Source organism: Ruegeria atlantica (genome assembly GCF_013032005.1).
Lineage (GTDB): Bacteria > Pseudomonadota > Alphaproteobacteria > Rhodobacterales > Rhodobacteraceae > Ruegeria > Ruegeria atlantica_A.
This window is the reverse complement of the sequence record NZ_WQBE01000003.1, coordinates 177,846-198,775: the sequence shown is the minus strand read 5'-3', so window position 1 is coordinate 198,775 and position 20,930 is coordinate 177,846. Positions and strand designations below refer to the sequence as shown.

The window sequence follows — 20,930 nt, the reverse complement described above, 5'->3', positions numbered from 1 at the left end:
CCTGCGCGACATTGCGGATTTCTGCCCTTATCTGCAGCAGAAACGGATATCTGCCTGCCATAGATCCGCCTTGCCGACAGTTGCCGTAGTCACTGGGTCCAATGCAAACCCCGAAGCCGGGTGAACGGCTTAGGGGCAGCAGGGTCAGGCCCCGTTCATGATGATTTCCAGCGGGTCGTGTTCGGCCACGAAATGATCCGGCGTCACCTCACTCAGCTGCGGCACATAATCGGTCTGACCTTCGGCCAACCGGCTGGGAAGAAACCGCAATGCGGCTTTGGGATCCATGGGTGAGGGCAGTTCACCAGGCAGCTTCAACCGCTGTCGGCTGCGTTCCACATCCGGGTCCGGGATCGGCACCGCCGAGATCAGGGATTTCGTGTAAGGGTGGATTGGATCAGAACAGATCACCTCTCCATCCCCCAGCTCGACTATTCGGCCAAGATACAGAACCATGATCCGGTTTGAGACCGCACGTACCACAGACAGGTCGTGGCTGATGAAGATCATCGACAGGCCAAACTCCTGTTGCAGTTCGCGCAACAATTCCACGATTTGCGCTTGAATGGACACATCCAGCGCGGAAACCGCCTCATCACAGATGATCAACTTGGGTTTATTGATCATCGCCCGTGCAATGCCGACCCGCTGGTTTTGCCCGCCGGACAGCTCATGCGGATAACGGTTGATCATGTTGGCCTTCAGACCAACCCGTTCCATCATGTCGGCGACCATTTCCTTGCGTTCCCGATCCGTCAGATCGGGGCGGTAGGTCTTGAGCGGTTCCGCGATAGACGCCGAGATAGTCATCCGCGGGTCGAGGCTGGCCAGCGGGTCCTGAAACACGATCTGCAAGTCTTTGCGGTATTTGTTCAGCTCGGCCCGTTTTAACCCGACAATGGGATGGCCCAGCCAGCTGACATTGCCACCGCTGGGCTCGATCAGTTGAAGAACCGCCCTTGCTAGAGTGGATTTTCCACAGCCAGATTCGCCTACAACACCCAGTGTTTCACCTTTGCGGATGTCAAAACTGACGCCATCGACCGCCTTCAATGGCACCTTGCGTCCAAATATGCCACCCGGCACGTGGATCGGGAAATGGACCTTGACGTCATCAACTTTTAACAGCGGGTCTTCGACCTTGTCCAAAGCCTTCGGCGCATCGCCAGCATCGATCCGCGGCATCGCCTCTAGCAGAGTACGGGTGTATTCGTGCTGCGGTGCGCGGAAGATTTCGCGCGTGTCTCCGGCCTCGACAAACTGACCCAGACGCATGACCTGAATGCGATCGCACATCCGCGCAACAACGCCCATGTCATGGGTGATCAGGGCAATCGCCGTGCCTTCGTCCTTTTGCAGGCGCACCATCAGGTCGAGAATGTCGGCCTGCACGGTGACGTCCAGCGCCGTGGTCGGTTCATCCGCGATCAGCAGCTTGGGATTGCACAGCATCGACATTGCAATCATCACGCGCTGACGCATACCACCCGACAATTCGTGTGGGTATTGATCCAGCCGCCGTTTTGCCTCGGGGATGCGGACGCGATCCAGCCATTCCAGACAGCGAGCCCGAGCTGCGGACCCTTGCAGCCCTTCATGTACCTGCAGAACCTCTCGCATTTGCTGACCGATCCGCAGATGCGGTGTCAGCGCGGTCAGTGGGTCCTGAAAGATCATGCCGACATCATCGCCACGGATCTTGTTCAGCTTGTTGATAGGCAGGTTCAGGATTTCCTTGCCGTTTAGAGTAGCGGACCCCATGGCCCGTCCGGCAGGCGGCAACAATCCCATCGCGGCCATGAAGGTCTGGCTTTTGCCTGACCCGCTTTCACCCACGATGCCAAGGCATTCGCCCGGATTGATGTCGAAACTGATGCCTTTGACGGCCTCGACCACACCATCGGGCGTATTGAACTGGACGCTCAGGTCCTTAACAGAGAACAGGCTCATATCAGCGATCCTTCGGGTCCAGAGCGTCACGCAAACCATCGCCGATGAAGAACATCGAGATGATGATGGCGACATAAATTGTCAGCGGGTACATCAACTGCCACAGCGTCCCGTAAGCCATCGTTCCTGCGCCTTCGGCAATCAAACGACCCAAGGACGTGTAGGGTTCCGAAATGCCCAATCCAAGAAACGAGATGAAGCTTTCCATCAGGATCATTTCCGGCACCAACAACGAGGCATAGACGATTACCACACCCAAAAGGTTTGGCAGGATATGGCGATACATGATGGTGAACTCGCTGACACCAGCTGCACGGGCGGCCTCGATGAACTCGCGGTTTTTCAGGGTCAGGGTTTGCCCCCGAACGATCCGCGCCATGGTTAACCAGCCCACCGCGCCAAGTGCGATGAACAACATGAAGAACGACCGCCCCGCCACGACCAGCAGCAAGATGACGATCAATGTGGCCGGGATCGCCAGCAGGATGTCGACAAACCGCATCATGATACCGTCGGTGCGCCCGCCGATATATCCGGCGGCGATACCGTAGCAGGTTCCGACAATCAGTGCGGTTGCCGCCCCGATAAGCCCGACCAGCAGCGATGTTGTAGTGGCCTGAATGACGCGGCTGTAAAGGTCGCGTCCCAGATCGTCGACGCCGAAATAGTGCCCGGTTTCGATTGAGGGCATGCCCATGCCAGCCACGTCCCCCATAACGTTCCAGTCAATCTCCTCGTTGCTCCAGACGGCGAAATATGGGCCAAAGATTGTGAACAGGACGATCATGGTCAGAATGAAGACGCTGGCCATTGCGGCTTTGTTTCGAACAAAACGCATCCGTGCGTCTTGCCACAGCGAACGTCCCTGAATAACCGTGTAGTCGGTTACGTCTCCGGCCAGCTGAGCGGCTTTTTGTGATTTTCCAAGCATTGCCAGCCCCTCAGTACCGGATTTTCGGATCGAACCAGGCATAGGCCAGGTCGGTCAGCAAGTTCACGACAACGGTCAGCGCGCCATAAAGGATCGTGACGCCCAACAGCACGGCATAGTCCCGCGACAGGGCCGAGCCGACATAGGCCTGACCTAATCCACCGGTCGAGAAATAGATGTCGACAAAGACAGAACCGGTCAGCACGTAGACAAAGACCGGCCCAAGATAGGACACAACAGGCAGAAGGGTCGGCTTCAACGCATGGCGCCAGATCACGGTTCTGGTCGGCAGGCCCTTGGCGCGCGCGGTGCGTATGAAGTTCGAGTTCAGAACCTCAAGCATGGACGACCGCGTGATCCGCGCAATCGACCCCATGTACGAGGTCGCCAACGCAATGACCGGCATGATCAGATATTGCCACTGACCACCATTCCAACCACCGCCGGGCAGCAGCCCCAGCCACAGGGTGAAAGTCAGGATTAGGATCGGGCCCATGATGAAGTTCGGTAGCGCCTGCGCAGCAATGCCCAGACCCACGGCGAAGTAGTCGATCCAGCTGTTGTGCTTGATTGCGGCGGCGATCCCGAGGCCCACACCAACGGTGGTAGCAACCAGGAACGACAGCGACCCATAGGTCAGCGAGATTGGAAAACCCTGTGCGATGATGTCGTTCACATCGCGGTCCTTGAACTTGAAGGACGGGCCGAAATCGAAATGCACGACGATGTTATAGAGGTAATCCCACAACTGTTTCCACAGCGGTTGATCCAGCCCATAGCGGGCCTCGATATTGGCCAGAACCGCCGGTGGCAGAGGCCGTTCCGAGGTAAAGGGCCCACCGGGCGCGAAGTGCATAAGAAAGAAACAGGCGACGATCAGCAACAGGATCGTCGGTATGGCGACCAGCAGTCGCCGTAGACTATAGGCAAGCATTTCATGCCCCCATGTTTATTGGCCCTGCCCCGGTTGCATCCGGGACAGGGCGAGGTTCAAAGACGATTACTCGGCGCGTTTGTAGAGGTTCTTCGAGTACCAGTTCTGCTCGACGTTGTTGATCGGCCAGTTCCCTACGTCGGTGTCCATCATGTAGACGCCGGCATAGTGGTAAATCGGGATCACAGGCGTTTCCTGTGCAATGATCCGCTCTACCTCGGTGTACAGAGGTGCAGGATCGTCCGAGGTTTTGGCTTCGGCCAGTAGCTCGTCAACGCGGGCGTTGTTGTACTTGCCGTCGTTATAGCCCGATTGCGATTGCAGCAGGTCCAGGAAGGTGGAGGCCTCGTTATAGTCGCCACACCATGCGCCGCGGGCCAGATCGAAGTTCTGGTTGCCGCGCTCTTCCAGGAAGACTTTCCATTCCATGTTGGCCAGCTCGACATTCACGCCCAGTTTCTGTTTCCACATCTGGCTCAGCGCCACGGCGACTTTCTTGTGATCTTCGTTAGTGTTGTAGACCATCTCAAAGCTCAGCGGATTGTCGGGGCCGTAACCGGCACCGGCCAGCAGTTCTTTAGCCAGTTCATCCCGCTCGGGCTGAGTCATCGAGGCCATCTCGACCTCGGGGACCGTGAATCCAGCGGTCGCTTCGGGAGCGAAAGTGTAAGCCTGCGGCTGGCCACCAGCCATGACTTTTTCGGTGATGATCTCGCGATCAACGGCCAGTGACAGTGCCTGGCGGACATTAGGGTCCTTGAACGCTTCGGGACCGTCTTCCGTCAGGTTGAATGTGTAATAGTAGTTACACAGGCGCGGGAAGCTGATGGCCTGATCCGGGTGTTCCTGGCTCATGCGGGGAAACTGTCCTGCGGGAACTTCGGTGCGGTCCAGTTCACCAGCCAGATAGCGGGTCAAAGCGACGTTTTCGTCGTTGATGACCAGCGTTACGACTTTGTCTAGAATCGTGTTCTCATTGTCCCAGTACATCTCGTTACGCTCACGAACTGAGCGTTCCTGCGGCAGATGTTCGGTCCAGATATAGGCACCGTTCGAGACGATGTTTTCGGGCCGGGTCCAGGCGTCACCATGTTCCTCGATCACTTTCTGCGGGGCTGGGAAGGTGGTGGAGTGCGTGGTCATCTGCGGGAAATAGGGCAGGGGCGCGCTCAGGGTGACTTCCAAGGTGTGATCGTCGAGGGCTTTGACGCCCAACTCGTCAATAGGCTTGTTCCCTGCAATAATTTCAGCAGCATTCTCGATCGACATCAGCTCCATGAACCAGGCGTAGGGCGAGGACAGGGCGGGATCGACAGCGCGTTTCCAGGCATAAACAAAATCACCTGCTGTCACCGGGTCGCCATTCGACCACTTGGCGTTGTCGCGCAGGGTAAAGGTATAAACGTCTTTGGTGTCGTTGGTGGTATAGCCGGTGGCGACACCCGGAACCAGATTGCCGTCTTCGTCCTGGTTCATCAGACCTTCGAACAGGTCGCGGGTAATCTCAGCGCCATAGGTATCCTCAACAACCTGCGGATCGACCGAGCTGTGCTCATCGCCAAGGCGGTAGATAAAGGTCTGGTCATCCGCCAGCGCCTCGCCGGTTGTGGGATGGGTGCCCGCAGCAAAGGCGGCACCGGTGATCATGGTCGAGGTCAATAGCCCCGCCAGAGATGTACGCATATACTTGTTCATGTTTTTCTACTCCCGTTTTTAGGGGTCCGGCACGCGCATCCTTTCAGGATGGGTACAGGCCACCTTGTTTGTCCGACCCTGAACAAGACCGGGACGGGTTCGAATTTTGCTTTTTTAGATCGCAAGGAACACCGCGTCGCAGTCTTTCGGTTTGCAGTCGGGAACGTGTTTGCGAAAGTCGCCTTTCACTGCCGGTGAAGGTGGCATTATTTCAAATCGGGATAAAGATGGTGCCCACAATTTAAGCAACTACAGGTGGATCGTGAACGAAATGGACGTAGGTTGGGAAATTTAATAATGAAACTTCATCGTTTCTTGACATTTTCGTGAAGGTCGCCCCGCAAACTTGACGCCAAGGAAGCTCGAATCACATCAAATTTGCAGCGAATCGCTACTGCGCCAGAGCGGATTTCATGCTGGTTTCTGGGAAGCAGGTCGGGCTGCGTCCAGTCACTTGTTGCCAGCGCCCAATCGAGCGGCGAGTCTTGAACCCCGGCAATCCATCCGCACCACCGACATCATGGCCCTGGTATTCCAACGCCCGTTGCATGGCTGCGATATCTGACCGGTACAAGGTATCAACCTTGCCCCAGCGGGCTTTGAAGTCCCCAACGCCATACTGAATGCGGTCTCCGACATGGCCCACGAACAGAGCGTAGAGATCGCTTTTGTTGTAATCCTTGAGAACGTAGAAATTCGGCGTGACGATAAAGGCGGGTCCCTTGCGTCCAGCTGGCATCATCAGAAACCCCTCACCCGGCAGTTCGTGTGGTGGAAATGGCTTGCCAGATACGCGGGTGATCCCCAAGGCAGCCCAGTCCTGAATAGGTCGCCCCTGATCCGGTCCTTCCAACGCACAGGTTATCTGGGGTGGAACCGTGACCTCGAACCCCCAGTCGCGCCCGGTGACCCAGCCATGTTGCGACAGAAAATGCCCGATGGAGGCGATTGTATCTTCGGCCGAGCCCCAGATGTCGGACCGCCCGTCGCCATTTCCATCCGCGGCAAAGGTCAGGAAGTTCGAAGGCATGAATTGCGGTTGACCCAACGCGCCCGCCCAGCTGCTTTTCAACGTGCCCGTTGGGGCGTGGCCGGCCTCGGCAATTTGCAGCGCGGCGATCAACTCGTCGGTGAAATACGCGGCCCGGGTACTCATGAACCCTTTTGTCCCCAACACCTGAAAGGCATCGTGGCGGATGGGTACTTGGCCATACCCGCTTTCCCGGCCCCAAATGGCCAGGATGATCCGTCCGGGAACCCCGGTTTCCGCTTCGACCCGCGCCAGGGTCCTGGCGTGACGCCGAGCCATCTGCCGCCCTTTGGCAGTTGCACCCTGAACGGAACCGGCATTTAAGTATCGGCCAGGTGATCCAAATTCAGCCTGTTTTTGCTGTTTGGGTGTCTGAGCAGAACTGCCCGGCGGCACCAGATCGGGCAACTTCCAGTTGAGCGTTACCCCATCAAAGGCCCGCTGCATGGTTGCGCGCGAAACACCTTGGGCCTTGGCCCGCGGCCAGACCGTATCTTGCAGCCATACTTGAAACTGGCGTTCCACCGTCGCGCGATCCTGTGCGCTTGCACTTGTCGTAAGGCACCAAAGGCCGAGGGCGAGAATAATCCAACGCATCACCAAAATGTCTCACCCGGCTGCGATGCCAAGTCAACCGCATCATCGAAGGCGATTTGCACGATCCTAATGCTGTGGTTGTTCAGGCAGGGTGTGAAACAATCGACGGTTTTGGAAAAAACCTTGAGAAAATCTGTGACTCTGTCGATAGTTGGCCGAAACGAAGGCTTAAGAGGACGATCAGGCGTGGCCTTACTCAAACCTTCAGCAATGGCATTGGTGATCGCGGTTGTTGTGACCTCGGCACAGATGGCGTGGGCAAGCAACAGCTTCATGGACCCGCAAGGCCCTATTGCGGCGTTTCAGAAAACCCACCTGCTGCGGGCGACTGTTCTGATCATGATCGCCGTGTTGCCGGTTTTGGTATTGGTGCCGCTGATCGCCTTGCGGTACCGGCGGCGCGAGGGCAGCGCGGCAGAGTACCGGCCCAAATGGGATTTCTCGGGCAAGCTGGAATTTGCCATGTGGGGCGTGCCGGTCGTGATCGTGGCGCTGCTGTCGTTTTACTTGTGGAAAGCCACCCACCGGCTGGACCCTTACGCAGCTCCGTTCGGTGAAACACCCGCGCTGAACGTGCAGGTTGTTGGCCTCGATTGGAAATGGCTGTTCATTTACCCCGATCTTGGTATCGCCACCGTCGGAGAGTTCGGCATTCCTGTCAAACAGCAAGTGGCGATGACGCTGACGACGGATACGGTGATGCAATCCTTTATGATCCCTGCCCTGGCGGGGCAGATCTACGCGATGCCGGGGATGACGACTCAGCTGCATCTGGTCGCCGATACGCCTGAGACGATGCAGGGCGAAAACACGCAGTATAATGGGCGGGGTTTTACCAAGCAGAAGTTTCTGACTCAGGCGATGCAGCCCGAAGACTTCAATGCCTGGGTTGAAAGTGTTCGCACCCATGGGATCCCTCTGACCGAAGACACGTACAAAACGCTGGCCATGCGCACGGATCGGGATGAGGTACAGGCAGCATTGGGGACCTCACTGATGCCACTCAATGCGCTCTATTTTACACTGGAAGACGGTGATCTGTTCCAGTCCATTTTGCACCGCTATCACGGTGGGCAACCGTTGCCACGCGATCAACAACCGGGAACCGCTGAATACGGGCAAGAGGGCGCGCAATGACCGAAACAGGATTCTTTGGCCGTCTGAACTGGGATGCCTTCCCGATCACGGGTCTGATCCAAAACCCTAACGCAAATGAAATCGTGGCCAACGCGGCGGCGGCCGTGGTGATCGTAGGCGTCATTGTCGTGGTCGGATCACTGACATGGTTCCGCCTGTGGGGGCCTTTGTGGCGCGACTGGCTAACCAGCGCAGATCACAAGAAAATCGGCATTATGTACATCGTCTTTGCCATCGTCATGCTGGCGCGCGGCGTGCTTGAAGGCGTTGTCATGCGCGCCCAACAAGCAGCCGGGCCGGGCGATGGGTTCCTTGAGGCCGAACACTTTGCCGAGTTGTTCAGCACCCATGGCACGATCATGGTGTTCTTTGTCGCCGTGCCCTTTGTCTTCGGGCTCGCGAATTACCTGATCCCGCTGATGATCGGTGCGCGGGATGTGGCCTTTCCGGTAATGAACCAGATCAGTCTGGGCCTGACCGTCTCGGCGGGCATGATGTTGATGGTGTCGCTGGTGGTTGGCAATTTCTCAACCGGGGGGTGGACGGCTTATCCGCCTTATACCGGGGCCGCCTTTAACCCCGGCGTGGGGCCGGATTACTGGATATGGGCCATTGTTGTCTCAGGCATCGGTACCACGCTGACGGGGATCAACTTTGCAGTCACGATCTATAAGCTGCGGGCGCCGGGGATGAAGTTCATGCGGCTGCCAATGTATTGCTGGACAATCATCAGCAGCTCGATCCTGATCATCTTTGCCATGCCGCCGCTCGGCGTGGCCGCACTGATGCTGGCGGCGGATCGGTATCTGGATTTCCATTTTTTCACCAACGACCTTGGCGGCAACATGATGAACTATGCCAACCTGTTCTGGCTGTTCGGCCACCCCGAGGTCTATCTGCTGGTTCTGCCCGCCTATGGTATCTATTCCGAGGTTTTCGCCACATTCTCGGCCAAACGGCTTTACGGATACAACTCGCTGGTGATTGCCACAATGTGCATCGCGGTGCTGTCCTTTACCGTCTGGCTGCACCATTTCTTTACTATGGGCCAAAGCGCTCTGATCAATGCTGTGTTCGGCATCGCCACCATGCTGATCGCCATTCCAACCGGGGTGAAGGTCTATGACTGGATGGCGACTTTGTATCGTGGCCGTATCAGGTTTTCGGTGCCGATGCTGTACGGTCTGTCCTTTCTGATGTTGTTTGTGATTGGTGGCTTGTCGGGTGTAATCCTTGCCAACCCGACGGTCGATTATCAGGTGCATAACACTCTGTTCCTTGTGGCGCATTTCCACAATGTTCTGTTGCCGGGCGTACTGTTCGGCCTGCTGGCCGGATACAATTACTGGTTCCCCAAAGCTTTTGGGTTCCGGCTGAACGAGCGTTGGGGGCGCATCACAGTGGTATTGTGGACGGTTGGGTTCATGCTGACTTTCCTGCCGCTTTATTTCGTTGGCCTCATGGGGATGCCGCGCCGGTCGTTCAGTTGGGAAGACCCCAGTTTCCACCCCTATATGATCATCGCCGTCATCGGCGCGCTGGTGATCTTGTCGGCGCTGTTGGCGGTGGTTATGCAATTGTGGGTCAGTATCCGCGACCGGGAAAACACCCGCGTGCCAGTCGGCGATCCGTGGGATGCGCGCACGCTGGAATGGTCGATCCCGTCGCCGCCGCCGCCCTACAATTTTGCCGTCATCCCTCAGGTGACGGATCGGGATAACTTTGCCGCCGCAAAGGAACGGGGTGAGGCCTATCCGACACCTGATGATTACGAAGATATCTCGATGCCGCGCAACACTGGGATCGGGTTCATCCTGTGTGTACTCAGCGGAGTCTGGATGTTCGCATTGGTCTGGTGGATCTGGTGGCTGGCCGCACTGGTAACTGCTCTGATGTTGCTGTCCTTCGTCCTGTGGACCTTCCGGCTGGACACCGAAGAGGTCATCCCCGCCGAGGAGGTTCGCAAACAACACGAAGCCTGGCTTGATTTGGTGCGCAGCTCTGCACCGGTGGATCGCGATCATGAAATTGCTCCGGAAAATTGCGGCCTTGCCCGCCCTGACCTGGAGGCAGTGACATGAAGCGCGCGCCGACGCACAGCTATCCGGGGTTAAACCTCGGTCGGCGGCATGCCAGCGCGGACCAGGCCGCCGAGGTTGTCACTTTTGGATTCTGGGTCTTTCTGATGAGCGATCTGGTCTATTTCGGCCTGATGTTCGCCATTTACATCACCATGATCGATGCACAGGCTGGCGGGCCCGGTCCGCACGAGCTGTTCGATCTGAGAAGCATCTTTGCCCAGACGATAATCCTTTTGACCAGCAGCCTTACCGTGGGGCTGGCAATGCTGGCGCTGAAATACAACCTGCCCAGATGGCGGATCGTGTTCTGGTTCTGCGTGACGCTGGTATTGGGTCTCAGCTTTCTGGTGCTGGAAATCCGCGACTTCGTGGCGATGACCGAAAAAGGCGGTGTCCCTCAACGCAGCGGGTTTCTATCGGCCTTCTACGGTCTGGTGCCGCTGCATGGGTTGCACGTGGCTGCCGGGTGTCTGTGGTTGATCGTGTTGGGCATTCAGCTGCGCCTGTTTGGCTTGACCGATCTGCTGATGTCGCGCGTGGTGCGGTTGGCGTTGTTCTGGCACTTTCTCGACCTGATCTGGATCGGGATTATCACCATCGTTTATTTCGGAGGGCTGACCTATGGATAAGCGCAGCGAGATGCACCGGCGCGAGCGTCGGCGCTACATAATTGGCTATGGTGGCTCGCTTTTGCTGACAGGGGCGGTGTTCGCGATAGCCTATAAATACGGCATCGAGACCAAGGGGGTTTACCTTTCAATCGCGTTATTGGGGTTGGCGCAATTGATCGTACAACTGGTCTATTTCTTGCATATCGACCGCCGCCGCAGCAGCCGCGAAGACCTGGATCTAATCCTTTTCTCTACGCTGGTGTTACTGATCATCATCCTTGGAACTGTTTGGATCATGGGCAATCTGGCGGTTCGGATGCACACCTATCCGATGTAGCGAATTGTATAGGGTCTGACGCATGAAATCGATTAAAGTCGTCGCCGTTTCCGCCATGCTGATTGCTATCACCGCTGGTCTGTTGCTGTATTGGCGCCATGAGGAAAGGTACCCCTCGACCAAAGACGCCTATGTTGTTGCTAATATCATCAACGTGGCGGCGCAGGTAACCGGGAAGGTTGCTGAGGTGCCGATCAATGACAATCAGCCAATCAAGGCAGGGGACCTGCTGTTCACCATCGACGATACGCAATTCAAGGCAACCGTCGATCAGGCGCAGGCCGATCTGGACAGAGCCATACAGCAGGTTCAAACGTTTTCGACCCAGATCGCAGCGGCCAAGGCAGCGGTCGATTCAGCTCAGTCCGCCTTCAACACGGCCAACAATAATTTTGAACGCAACAAGGCGCTTTTTGCGGATGGAGATGTGGCGCAGGTCACATTGGACCAGGCAACGACAGAATTCGCGCAGGCCTCGGCCAGACTGACCGCCAGCCAGTCCGGCCTGTTGGCCCTGCAAAGCAGTGTGGCCGCAAAGCAGGACAACGTCCTTTCTGCACGCGCGCAGCTTGAGATTGCAAAAGCGGATTTGGATTGGACCAAGGTCTATGCAGCGGCGGATGGTTGGATTGCTAACCTGACCTTGCGGCCAGGTTCAGCGGTGGCCGCCAATGCGCCACAGTTTTCGATTGTCGAGTCTTCGGACTGGTGGGTGGATGCGAATTTCAAGGAAACCGCTCTGCCGCGCGTTCGTCCGGGCCAACCGGTTACGGTTCAGATCGACATGCTGCCGGGTGTGACGCTGACGGGCAAGGTCGCCTCGATCGGGCGCGGCTCGGGGGATACTTTCTCGCTTTTGCCGTCCGAGAATGCCAGCGGCAATTGGGTCAAGGTCACCCGCCGCTTTGCGGTGCGCGTTGAACTTGATCCGACCGATGTGCCCCTGCGTGTGGGTGGCAGCAGCAAAGTGACTGTGGACACGACCGTCGATCTGGCAGAAAAATGACGGGATCGGCGGCCAGCGGCGTCAATCCGGTGATTGTGATCGCCGTTGTTCTCAGCTCTATACTTGAGGTGTTGGACAGCACCATTGTCAATGTGGCACTACCGCATATTCAGGCCGCTTTCGGGGCCACGACCGATCAAGCAACGTGGATATTGACCAGCTATATCGTCTCGGCTGTCGTGGTCATGCCGCTGACTGGGTTTGTTGCCCGCCGGGTCGGACGGCGGCGGCTGATCCTGACCTCCATCACGGGCTTTACCGCTATGTCCGTCATGTGCGGCCTCTCGTGGAGTCTTGAGACAATCGTTTTTTTCCGCCTGGCGCAGGGTATGTTCGGTGCGTTCCTGATCCCGTTGTCGCAATCCATCCTGTTTGATGCCTATCCCCGCGAAAAACGCGGGCAGGCGATGGCTGTTTTTGGTCTGGGCGTCGTGGTTGCCCCCGTCTTGGGGCCGACAGTCGGGGCCATCCTGACTGAGTATTTCTCGTGGCGGATGGTGTTTTTCGTAAACCTGCCGGTGGCGGCCATGGCCCTGCTGTTGTTGGCCGGAGAGCTGCCGGATGATGAAACCGAAGAGGTCAAGATCGACTGGATCGGTCTGGCCTTGCTGGCCATCGGCATTGGGTGCCTGCAATACATACTGGATGAGGGGGAAACCAAGGATTGGTTGACCTCTCGTGTGATACAGGTGGCGCTGATCGCGTCGGTCCTGGGCGCGTTGGGATTTGTTGTTCATGCGCTCAGTTCGAAACGCCCGGTCGTTGATCTACGCCTTTTCGCGGACCGGAATTTTGCCCTGTGCAATCTGGTCATCGCAGGGTTTGCGATCTCGCTGTTCGGAGGCATCGCGATCCTGCCAACTTTTGTGCAGAACCTGCTGGACTATCCGGTCATCGCATCAGGCCATTTGTTCATTCCGCGCGGTATTACGGCGGGTCTGTCCATGGTGGTGACTGGCGCTGTGCTGGTGCATCGTTTTGATCCGCGTATTCTGGCCGGGCTGGGCATGGCGTTGACGGCGGTAAGCAACTTCATGATGGGCGCGCTGAATATGAATGCGGGGTTTTGGGAGCTGGCCTGGCCGGGTGCCGTCAGCGGTCTGGGTATGGGGTTGGTCTTTGTGCCCATGTCGATTCTGGCGTTCGAGAGTATTTCGAAAACCCGGCAGGACGAAGCGTCTGGATTGTTCAACGTAACCCGTCAGTTGGGCTCGTCGGTTGGAATTTCGCTTGTTGGTACTTGGGTGGTGCGCGGGTTGCAGACGAATACCGCTGTGCTTGGCCAGAATGTGACCCCCTACAACCCGGCTGCGCAGGCTTATCTGCAACCGCTTGGCCTGACGCCCGACAGTGCGCAAGGCGCTGCCATACTGGGGCAAGCGATCAGCCAGCAGGCTGAACTGATTTCATATCTGACCGTTTTCAATAACCTGGGTTTGCTGGCCCTGGCGACGATTCCTTTGCTGTTTTTCTGCCGCGCTCCTAAGCTAGGCACACAGTCTGCTGTTCCTGCGCACTAGTGTGTCAGGAACAAACCCAGCAACAAGGCAAGCCAACACAAGATCAGGCTAAGTAGAATATTCCCCGCCGCCAGCGCAATCGTGCGTTGCCGCCGCAACTCCAGCGACTGATAAGCAAAGCTTGAGAAAGTGGTGAACCCGCCGCAGAACCCGAAGACCAGCCGTTTTTCTTCTTCGCCCAAATCGACTGGCCCACCCAGGAAACCGATCCACAGACCAAGAAGCAGGCTGCCCAGAACATTTACAATCAGTGTTGCAAACGGCAGGTCGTGGCGAACCCGCAGGGCGACCCAATGGCGCAGCACTGCGCCCAGACCGCCGCCCAGCCCGAACATGGCGTGCAGGTACAGCTCGGTCATTTTGCTGACCTCTGCCCTAGGAGACGCCGTCCGATAGCCTCACCCAGAACGGCTGCCGCGAGGCCAACCGCTATTTCCAGACCAGCAGCCGAAATAGCGCCCCAAAGATGCGTTGCCGCCATACGCTCCAGCTCAGCCACAAATGAGGAAAACGTAGACAGACCACCGCAAAACCCGACGGCGCCTAGATGCAATACATGAGCATGCATGCGATGCCGCACTGCATAAAGCCAACCGAGTATGAAACAGGCTACAATATTGATCCCAAACGTGGCCGTCAGAATCGGAGCGCCGGGGATCTGGGCCGAGAGCGCCTCGCGCAGCAACGACCCCGCAGCGCCCCCTACGAAAACGGCAGCGAACATGATGGCCGTGGTCCGGACGGCGGGTCGGGTCTGTGTCACGGCCTGGATTCCTGCCCAATTTCACCTTTGTTTTGGCATACCTATTGGGGCAAGGGGGATCAACAGTGGCTCTGTATTCTGCCTGTTTCGTAATCTAACCTGACCGCGTGATGTTTGGTTCAAACGCTTGCAATCAAAAGCCGAATTGATCCACGCTTGCCATTAGCCGGTTTGGCAACACCTTGGGAGAGCGCAAAATGATTGTACGTCAACTCTATTACTTCCTCAGCTACGTGTGTTTGCCGCTGACTGTGTTGTGGGGGCTGTACTGGCCACCGGCGCATTGGTTACTGGTCCTGCTGATCCCCTACGCAGTGGTAGGCCTGTATGACATGCTGACCACAAAGCATAACGTTCTGAACAATTATCCGGTTCTGGGGCATTTCCGGTACATGCTGGAATTTGTCAGCCCGGAAATCCGCCAATACTTTGTTGAGACCAACGAAAGCGGGCGCCCCTATAACCGTATCATCCGCAGCCTGGTCTATTCCCGCGCCAAGGGGCAGATGGATACACAGGCTTTTGGCACACAATTCGACATCATGACCGTAGGGTATCACCGGGCCAACCATTCACTTGCACCCAAAGAGGTGGCCGAAAGTGAGGAACGGGTAACGCTGGGCGGACCCCAGTGTACCAAACCCTATAATGCCTCGCGTCTGAACGTATCCGCCATGAGTTTCGGCGCACTCAGCGCCAATGCGATCCGGGCGTTAAATGGCGGTGCCAAAGATGGCGGGTTTGCGCATAACACGGGTGAGGGTGGGTTGTCTCCGCACCATCTGGCCGAGGGCGGTGATATCATCTGGCAGATCGGTACGGGCTATTTTGGATGCCGTACGCTCGAAGGTACATTCGATGAGGATAAATTCGCTGAAAAAGCCCAAAAAGATGTGGTCAAGGCGATTGAAATCAAACTGTCGCAGGGCGCGAAACCATCCCATGGCGGGGTTCTGCCTGCGGCCAAGGTGGATAAGGAAATCGCCAAAATCCGCCACGTACCCGAGCGTCAGGACGTCATATCTCCTCCCATCCATTCGGCTTTTGAAGGCCCGACGGGTTTGATGCATTTCGTTCAGCACCTGCGTGAATTGTCAGGCGGAAAACCCGTCGGTTTCAAGCTGTGCATTGGACGTCCTTCCGAGTTTATGGCGATCTGCAAAGCGATGTTGGAAACTGGAATTTTGCCCGACTTTATTACCATTGACGGTGCCGAAGGGGGCACCGGGGCGGCTCCGGTTGAATTCACCAACCGCCTCGGCGTGCCCCTGAACGAGGCGTTGATCTTTGTTAACAACTGCCTGCGTGGCGCTGGTTTGCGCGACAAGATGCGGATCATCTGCTCGGGCAAAGTGGCCACGGGCTATGACATGGTCGAGAAATTTGCGCTTGGGGCTGATATGTGCAACGCGGCGCGGGCGATGATGTTTGCGGTTGGCTGCATACAGGCGTTGCATTGCAATACGAACCGCTGCCCTTCGGGTGTCGCCACACAAGACCCGGTCCGGGGACGGGCAGTGAACGTGCCGCAAAAACGCGTTCGGGTGAAGCGCTTTCATGACGCCACGCTGGAAAGCTTTCGAGAGCTTTTGGGAGCTATGGGTAAAGAAAAAGTCTCTGACCTGCATCCAAGCGATATCCGCTGTCGCAACGCGGATGAACACGAGCGGTCCTATGCCGAAATGTACACTTTTATTGATGAAGGCACCTTGCTGACCGATACGCCCCCCGAAGCCTTTGCTGCGGATTGGAAAATGGCATCGGCAAGTCATTTTTAATTTTTTTCGACCCGCCGCCAAGGATTGACCTTTCTGGTCCGTCTTACTCATCGTGATGCGTATGACAACTTCGGATGAGGATCTGGCCAAAGCTGCCGCGAAGGGGGACGCGGATGCGTTCGCTGCCCTTCTTGCGCGCCATTACGACCGAATATTTCGTTTGGCTTTTCGGTTGAGTGGGCGCGGTGATCAGGCCGAAGATTTGACACAGGATATCTGCGCCGCCTTACCAACCAAGATTGTTGGGTTTCGGGCGCAGGCCAAATTCACCACTTGGCTGTATCGTGTTGTCGTCAACGCCGCCGAAGATGCGCGCCGACGTCAGGCCAGCCATAGCCGCGCGGCGGTGGGGTGGGGCGATGTCGAGCAAATGCGCCGGGCCGAAGCGGCGGAGACCGCCGAAGCGGTTGATTGGTTGCAACGGGCCATGCGCGCCTTACCGCAAGAATTGCAGGACACTTTGGCCCTGACGCTTGAGGAAGAGATGACCCATTCCCAGGCTGCTGATGTGCTGGGCGTATCTGAAGGCACAGTGTCTTGGCGCATGTCGGATATCCGCAAACGCCTGCGGGCCTTGCGGCAAGAGGAGCTGGCTCAATGACAGACGATCTTGAAGATTTCAAAACCTTGATGAATGCCGCCACCCCCGCGCCGGATGCGCAGCGTCGGGTGGAAAATCTGCAGCAGGCGCAGAAAAGTTTCGCCCGCGCCCAAGGATTGCAGTCTGGCGCGCGTCCGACTGTCAAGCGAGGCCCAATAGCCCGCCTGACAGAAGGAGCGAAGTCCATGTTGAATGTCTTGACGCATCGCGGCGCATTGACCGCGACAACCGCAATTGCTGCTGTGGCCTTGGTGGCGATTCTACCGCAGACGCGGGATTATGTTCTGGAGCCGAATTCGAGAATCGAGAGTCGATCCACGACGTCGCAGGCTCCCCATTCGGTTACTGAGCTCGAAGCGGATTCTTTAGAGGAAACAGCTGCAGCTCCGCTGGAAAAGCCGGTTGTAGATGTCCCTGTGGTGGTCTCACGGACAGCGAAACGGCAGGAAGGGTTTACTGCCGAAAGCGATGGTCCAGTTTTGTTTGAGATTGCACCTAATACCGCTGAGCCATTTCTTGGAGGTAGAGTACTAGGTGCCATCGGTGATAATCAAAACACCGAGGCCTTCTCCAACACTGCCACCAACCCTCTAAATGTCACAGCCGAAGATCCCGTTTCGACTTTCTCGATTGATGTCGACACGGCCTCGTATTCGATTGTCCGGTCGTCGCTGATGCGTGGTCAGTTGCCGCCGAAAGATGCGGTGCGGGTTGAAGAGATGGTGAATTACTTCCCCTACAGCTATCCCGCGCCCGAAAGTGATGTGCCGTTCCGGCCTTCGATTTCGGTGACCCCAACACCCTGGAACGAAGGCACGCAGCTGGTTCATATCGGCATTCAGGGTGCGCTTCCGCAGATCGAAGATCGCCCACCGCTGAACCTGGTGTTTCTGATCGACACGTCGGGTTCGATGCAAAATACCGACAAACTGCCGCTGCTGAAACAATCTTTCCGCCTGATGCTATCGGAATTGCGGCCCGAAGATCAGGTGTCAATCGTCACTTACGCGGGCAGCGCCGGGCAAGTGCTGGAGCCGACGGCGGCGTCGGAACGGTCCAAAATCCTGAACGCGCTGGACCAGTTGGAGGCCGGAGGTTCGACCGCCGGGCAGGCCGGGTTGCAGCAGGCCTATCGGGTGGCGGAAAGCATGGTTGAGGATGGCGAGGTCACCCGCGTTATCCTGGCCACGGATGGTGATTTCAATGTTGGCCTGTCGGACCCGGACGATTTGAGAGATTTCATAGCCCAAAAACGCGACAGCGGCACGTTTCTAAGCGTTCTGGGCTTTGGTCGGGGAAATCTGGACGATGCGACCATGCAGGCGCTGGCGCAGAATGGGAACGGGCAGGCGGCCTATATCGATACATTAAGCGAGGCACGCAAGGTTCTGGTCGATCAGCTGACCGGCGTGCTGTTTCCGATTGCCAATGACGTCAAAATACAGGTTGAATTCAACCCGGCGCAGATCGCCGAATACCGTCTGATCGGGTATGAAACCCGTGCTTTGCAGCGCGAAGATTTCGCGAACGATAAGGTGGACGCGGGCGATATCGGGGCTGGTCATACGGTGACTGCGATTTACGAAGTGACACCTGTGGGGTCGGACGCCATCCGAAATGGTCCCTTGCGCTATGCGGAACAAGCGGTGTCCGAGGGATCGGACGAAATAGGGTTTTTCAAACTGCGTTACAAATCCCCTGGTGTTGCGGAAAGCCAATTGATCCAGCATCCAATCCTGCCGGGGCAAGGGGCCGTGACCGAAGATGTGGAATTCTCATACGCCATTGCGGGCTTTGGCCAGTTGTTGCGCGGCGGAGAATATTTGGGCTCGTGGTCCTATGCGGATGCGATTGCGCTTGCAAATGAGGCAAAGGGTGAGGACCCGTTCGGGTATCGTGCCGAAGCCATCACATTGATGCGTTTGGCCCAGACATTGTCTCAATGAAACCGGTATGCGGGCGCTGAAACCTAAGAGCGCCCGTTTACCTACCCTAAAATCGATCAGAATTATTCGCGGCGTGGGTGTTGATCTTGCGCACACTCCATTCCACCGCATCCCGCATGGTCTTGCCCAACGCATCATCGAACGCTCGGACCAGATCAGGAGTTTTATCGCTGGCGGCGACCACATATTCCCGGAAGGAATCTGACGCGATGATCTTGTCTTCGAACTCGTCGATGATCTTGATGTTCATTCGAACTTCGACCCGTACAGTTGACGATCCGTCGTCTTCGGCAATCACAAGGCCCTGAAATTCCCGCAAGTCCGGAACGATGACATAGTCCGCGCGCAACCCAACGGTCGAACGACCAACGGCAGCCACCTTGCCGCTGTTTTCATAGCTTTCCACCAGCAGCGCCTGAACGATCAGCGGCGCGCGGTCCACCCAACGCGCCCGAGGCAGATACTGGACCTGCAACGGTGTGGGTTGAATTGCAATCTGATCGGTGTTGACGGCTGCGGTGGCCGTTGGTTCCTGCACCACGACCTGTTTTTGAATGCGCGGCAACGAAGACGAAAACGTGCTTTTTGGTGTCAACAAGTACAAATCATTAGGCTTTGATGCCTGCCTGAGCGTTCCCAGCCCCGCGCATCCCCCCAACGACACCAGGGCGAGAACCACAAGTAAATGCCTAATCATTGGCGAAACTCCGATGCTTGGGTTCCAAGAAGGAAACGCGCGGGATCACGTTCGACCTTATCCACCAGACGATCCAGGCTGATGACCAGTCGTTGCGATTCTTCGATAAAGCGGGTGAACTGCGGCAGACCGACCCGCAGGAAATCGGATAGCTGACGGCGGTTGTCCTGGACGATACCGTCGATGGTGCCCAGCAGTTCCGAGGCTGATTTCGATGCGCTCAGGATATCGGCGGATATGTCGTCTAGACGTTGGGTGACGTTCTTCACAGTCGCGGATACCTCATTTGCGGCTGTACGGATGTCGTTCATTACAGTGCCGACGTCTTCGGTTATGACTTTGTTGGCCGAGTCAAAGGCACGTTCTGCCGAGGTCAGCGTGCCTTTTGCCGTGTCCATCGCACCCGTGATTGACCCCAGCGTTTTATTTGCATTCAAGAATGTCTCGGTGATAGTCGCCAGCGAGACTTCGGCCTCGCTCGTCAGACCGTTCAGGTTCTCGGCCAGGTTTGTGGCGCGTTCGATGAAGGGACGGATATCTTCCTGAATTATGCGATCCGCTGTTTCGATTGTGACCTTGGCGCTGTCGAGAGTTGCGGTTGCCGAGTCCGATGCGGTTTTCACGCTTTTCAGCGTATCCGTGCCGGTTGTCAGGGTCGTTTCGGCGGTGTCGGCCAACTGATCCAGTCGATCTGTGAAATCGCCAAGCTTTTTGGCGGCGCCCCCAAGGTCCGTCGACAGGTTTTCGAAATCCGAAAGCGTCTTTTCCAACTTGCCTGAAGCGGAAGCCAAATTGTCGAGAATGTCGCTGACGTATTTGCGGTTCTTGTCATCGACTACGGCATTGAGGTTTTCCAGCAGGGTAACGGCCTCGTCCAGCACCTTCGGGGCGCCTTCAAACAACGATTGAATGGCGCTGCGCTTGCTTTTAATCACACTGTCTTGTGGCAGTTTTGTGCCGCTGGCGGACCCGCCGGTCAGTTCCACGTAACTAACGCCCGTGACACCCAGTGATTGCAACTGCGCAATTGTGTCTTCGGTTACGGGGATGTCTGCGTCGACCTCAAGCCTGACCCGTACCTTGGACGGGTCGTCCTCGTCCAGATTCAGCGAAATAACCTGACCGACCGGCAGACCATTGTAGCTGACGCCGCCTGCCGCAGACAGGCCAGATACGTTGTCGAACAGTACATCATAATAGGCGTATTGCCGCGACACCTCGAATTTCGCCAACCATAGGAAAAAGCCGAATGCGCCAAGGATACCCGCAAGGGTGAAGGCGCCGATCAGGATATAATTCGCTCGGGTTTCCATGGC

The 20,930-nt window shown here is 56.9% G+C and carries 18 protein-coding genes; 9 read left to right on the top strand and 9 right to left on the bottom strand.

Going from position 1 to position 20,930, the window contains the following annotated elements:
• Positions 1–144: 144 nt before the first annotated feature.
• The 5 genes from GOX21_RS08500 to GOX21_RS08480 form a co-directional block, all read right to left on the bottom strand.
• Positions 145–1,950 (bottom strand): ABC transporter ATP-binding protein, encoded by a 1,806-nt coding sequence (locus tag GOX21_RS08500; RefSeq protein ID WP_170376953.1) that lies wholly within the window; start codon positions 1,948–1,950, stop codon positions 145–147.
• A gap of 1 nt (position 1,951) precedes the next feature.
• Positions 1,952–2,881 (bottom strand): ABC transporter permease subunit, encoded by a 930-nt coding sequence (locus GOX21_RS08495; RefSeq protein ID WP_170376951.1) that lies wholly within the window; start codon positions 2,879–2,881, stop codon positions 1,952–1,954.
• 10 nt (positions 2,882–2,891) lie between these two features.
• On the bottom strand, positions 2,892–3,815 hold the full coding sequence (gene oppB / locus GOX21_RS08490; RefSeq protein ID WP_170349984.1) for an oligopeptide ABC transporter permease OppB: 924 nt from the start codon (positions 3,813–3,815) through the stop codon (positions 2,892–2,894).
• Positions 3,816–3,881: 66 nt separating this feature from the next.
• A complete protein-coding gene (locus GOX21_RS08485; protein ID WP_170376949.1) occupies positions 3,882–5,510 on the bottom strand; it encodes a peptide ABC transporter substrate-binding protein in 1,629 nt (542 codons plus the stop codon).
• A gap of 391 nt (positions 5,511–5,901) precedes the next feature.
• On the bottom strand, positions 5,902–7,137 hold the full coding sequence (locus GOX21_RS08480) for a lytic murein transglycosylase (protein ID WP_170376946.1): 1,236 nt from the start codon (positions 7,135–7,137) through the stop codon (positions 5,902–5,904).
• 186 nt (positions 7,138–7,323) lie between these two features.
• Between GOX21_RS08480 and GOX21_RS08475 the strand changes: the two genes are divergently transcribed.
• The 6 genes from GOX21_RS08475 to GOX21_RS08450 are packed head-to-tail and all read left to right on the top strand — an operon-like array spanning position 7,324 to position 13,829.
• Complete coding sequence (locus tag GOX21_RS08475; protein ID WP_368040000.1) at positions 7,324–8,274, top strand: cytochrome ubiquinol oxidase subunit II; 951 nt, start codon at positions 7,324–7,326, stop codon at positions 8,272–8,274.
• On the top strand, positions 8,271–10,355 hold the full coding sequence (locus GOX21_RS08470) for a cbb3-type cytochrome c oxidase subunit I (RefSeq protein WP_170376944.1): 2,085 nt from the start codon (positions 8,271–8,273) through the stop codon (positions 10,353–10,355). Before GOX21_RS08475 ends, GOX21_RS08470 begins: the two co-directional genes overlap by 4 nt.
• Positions 10,352–10,984: a cytochrome c oxidase subunit 3 gene (locus tag GOX21_RS08465; RefSeq protein ID WP_170349988.1), complete on the top strand. Its 633-nt coding sequence runs from the start codon at positions 10,352–10,354 to the stop codon at positions 10,982–10,984. Before GOX21_RS08470 ends, GOX21_RS08465 begins: the two co-directional genes overlap by 4 nt.
• Positions 10,977–11,303, top strand: coding sequence for a cytochrome o ubiquinol oxidase subunit IV (locus GOX21_RS08460; protein WP_170376942.1), 327 nt, complete (start codon positions 10,977–10,979; stop codon positions 11,301–11,303). Before GOX21_RS08465 ends, GOX21_RS08460 begins: the two co-directional genes overlap by 8 nt.
• Positions 11,304–11,325: 22 nt before the next feature.
• Positions 11,326–12,309, top strand: coding sequence for an HlyD family secretion protein (locus GOX21_RS08455; protein WP_170376940.1), 984 nt, complete (start codon positions 11,326–11,328; stop codon positions 12,307–12,309).
• A complete protein-coding gene (locus GOX21_RS08450; RefSeq protein ID WP_170376938.1) occupies positions 12,306–13,829 on the top strand; it encodes a DHA2 family efflux MFS transporter permease subunit in 1,524 nt (507 codons plus the stop codon). The genes GOX21_RS08455 and GOX21_RS08450 overlap by 4 nt, the downstream gene beginning before the upstream one ends.
• Here the strand turns inward: GOX21_RS08450 and GOX21_RS08445 are convergent.
• Together GOX21_RS08445 and GOX21_RS08440 are read right to left on the bottom strand one after the other, a co-directional pair.
• On the bottom strand, positions 13,826–14,188 hold the full coding sequence (locus GOX21_RS08445) for a fluoride efflux transporter FluC (RefSeq protein WP_170349992.1): 363 nt from the start codon (positions 14,186–14,188) through the stop codon (positions 13,826–13,828). The genes GOX21_RS08450 and GOX21_RS08445 overlap by 4 nt on opposite strands.
• Entirely contained in the window at positions 14,185–14,592 is a 408-nt protein-coding gene (locus GOX21_RS08440) for a CrcB family protein (RefSeq protein WP_368039999.1), read from the bottom strand. Before GOX21_RS08440 ends, GOX21_RS08445 begins: the two co-directional genes overlap by 4 nt.
• A 197-nt stretch (positions 14,593–14,789) precedes the next feature.
• Here GOX21_RS08440 and GOX21_RS08435 point away from each other — a divergent pair, with 197 nt between their 5' ends.
• The 3 genes from GOX21_RS08435 (at position 14,790) to GOX21_RS08425 (ending at position 18,917) form a co-directional block, all read left to right on the top strand.
• Positions 14,790–16,370, top strand: coding sequence for an FMN-binding glutamate synthase family protein (locus tag GOX21_RS08435; protein WP_170376936.1), 1,581 nt, complete (start codon positions 14,790–14,792; stop codon positions 16,368–16,370).
• Between the two features lie 61 nt (positions 16,371–16,431).
• Positions 16,432–16,971, top strand: a complete 540-nt coding sequence (locus GOX21_RS08430; RefSeq protein WP_170349994.1) for an RNA polymerase sigma factor — start codon at positions 16,432–16,434, stop codon at positions 16,969–16,971.
• Positions 16,968–18,917, top strand: a complete 1,950-nt coding sequence (locus tag GOX21_RS08425) for a vWA domain-containing protein (protein WP_170376934.1) — start codon at positions 16,968–16,970, stop codon at positions 18,915–18,917. Before GOX21_RS08430 ends, GOX21_RS08425 begins: the two co-directional genes overlap by 4 nt.
• A 46-nt stretch (positions 18,918–18,963) precedes the next feature.
• Here GOX21_RS08425 and GOX21_RS08420 read toward each other — a convergent pair whose 3' ends face one another.
• Together GOX21_RS08420 and GOX21_RS08415 are read right to left on the bottom strand one after the other, a co-directional pair.
• Positions 18,964–19,515 (bottom strand): ABC-type transport auxiliary lipoprotein family protein, encoded by a 552-nt coding sequence (locus tag GOX21_RS08420; protein WP_254428493.1) that lies wholly within the window; start codon positions 19,513–19,515, stop codon positions 18,964–18,966.
• A gap of 95 nt (positions 19,516–19,610) precedes the next feature.
• Entirely contained in the window at positions 19,611–20,927 is a 1,317-nt protein-coding gene (locus GOX21_RS08415) for an MlaD family protein (protein WP_170349997.1), read from the bottom strand.
• Between the last annotated feature and the right edge of the window lie 3 nt (positions 20,928–20,930).

What these genes read in the sequence shown, in the direction of transcription:
- GOX21_RS08485 (WP_170376949.1), bottom strand. Translation starts at nt 5,510, where the DNA reads ATGAACAAGTATATGCGTACATCTCTGGCGGGGCTATTGACCTCGACC.
- GOX21_RS08435 (WP_170376936.1), top strand. Translation starts at nt 14,790, where the DNA reads ATGATTGTACGTCAACTCTATTACTTCCTCAGCTACGTGTGTTTGCCG.
- oppB (WP_170349984.1), bottom strand. Translation starts at nt 3,815, where the DNA reads ATGCTTGCCTATAGTCTACGGCGACTGCTGGTCGCCATACCGACGATC.
- GOX21_RS08455 (WP_170376940.1), top strand. Translation starts at nt 11,326, where the DNA reads ATGAAATCGATTAAAGTCGTCGCCGTTTCCGCCATGCTGATTGCTATC.
- GOX21_RS08480 (WP_170376946.1), bottom strand. Translation starts at nt 7,137, where the DNA reads ATGCGTTGGATTATTCTCGCCCTCGGCCTTTGGTGCCTTACGACAAGT.
- GOX21_RS08495 (WP_170376951.1), bottom strand. Translation starts at nt 2,881, where the DNA reads ATGCTTGGAAAATCACAAAAAGCCGCTCAGCTGGCCGGAGACGTAACC.
- GOX21_RS08465 (WP_170349988.1), top strand. Translation starts at nt 10,352, where the DNA reads ATGAAGCGCGCGCCGACGCACAGCTATCCGGGGTTAAACCTCGGTCGG.
- GOX21_RS08425 (WP_170376934.1), top strand. Translation starts at nt 16,968, where the DNA reads ATGACAGACGATCTTGAAGATTTCAAAACCTTGATGAATGCCGCCACC.
- GOX21_RS08430 (WP_170349994.1), top strand. Translation starts at nt 16,432, where the DNA reads ATGACAACTTCGGATGAGGATCTGGCCAAAGCTGCCGCGAAGGGGGAC.
- GOX21_RS08415 (WP_170349997.1), bottom strand. Translation starts at nt 20,927, where the DNA reads ATGGAAACCCGAGCGAATTATATCCTGATCGGCGCCTTCACCCTTGCG.
- GOX21_RS08445 (WP_170349992.1), bottom strand. Translation starts at nt 14,188, where the DNA reads ATGACCGAGCTGTACCTGCACGCCATGTTCGGGCTGGGCGGCGGTCTG.
- GOX21_RS08470 (WP_170376944.1), top strand. Translation starts at nt 8,271, where the DNA reads ATGACCGAAACAGGATTCTTTGGCCGTCTGAACTGGGATGCCTTCCCG.
- GOX21_RS08500 (WP_170376953.1), bottom strand. Translation starts at nt 1,950, where the DNA reads ATGAGCCTGTTCTCTGTTAAGGACCTGAGCGTCCAGTTCAATACGCCC.
- GOX21_RS08460 (WP_170376942.1), top strand. Translation starts at nt 10,977, where the DNA reads ATGGATAAGCGCAGCGAGATGCACCGGCGCGAGCGTCGGCGCTACATA.
- GOX21_RS08450 (WP_170376938.1), top strand. Translation starts at nt 12,306, where the DNA reads ATGACGGGATCGGCGGCCAGCGGCGTCAATCCGGTGATTGTGATCGCC.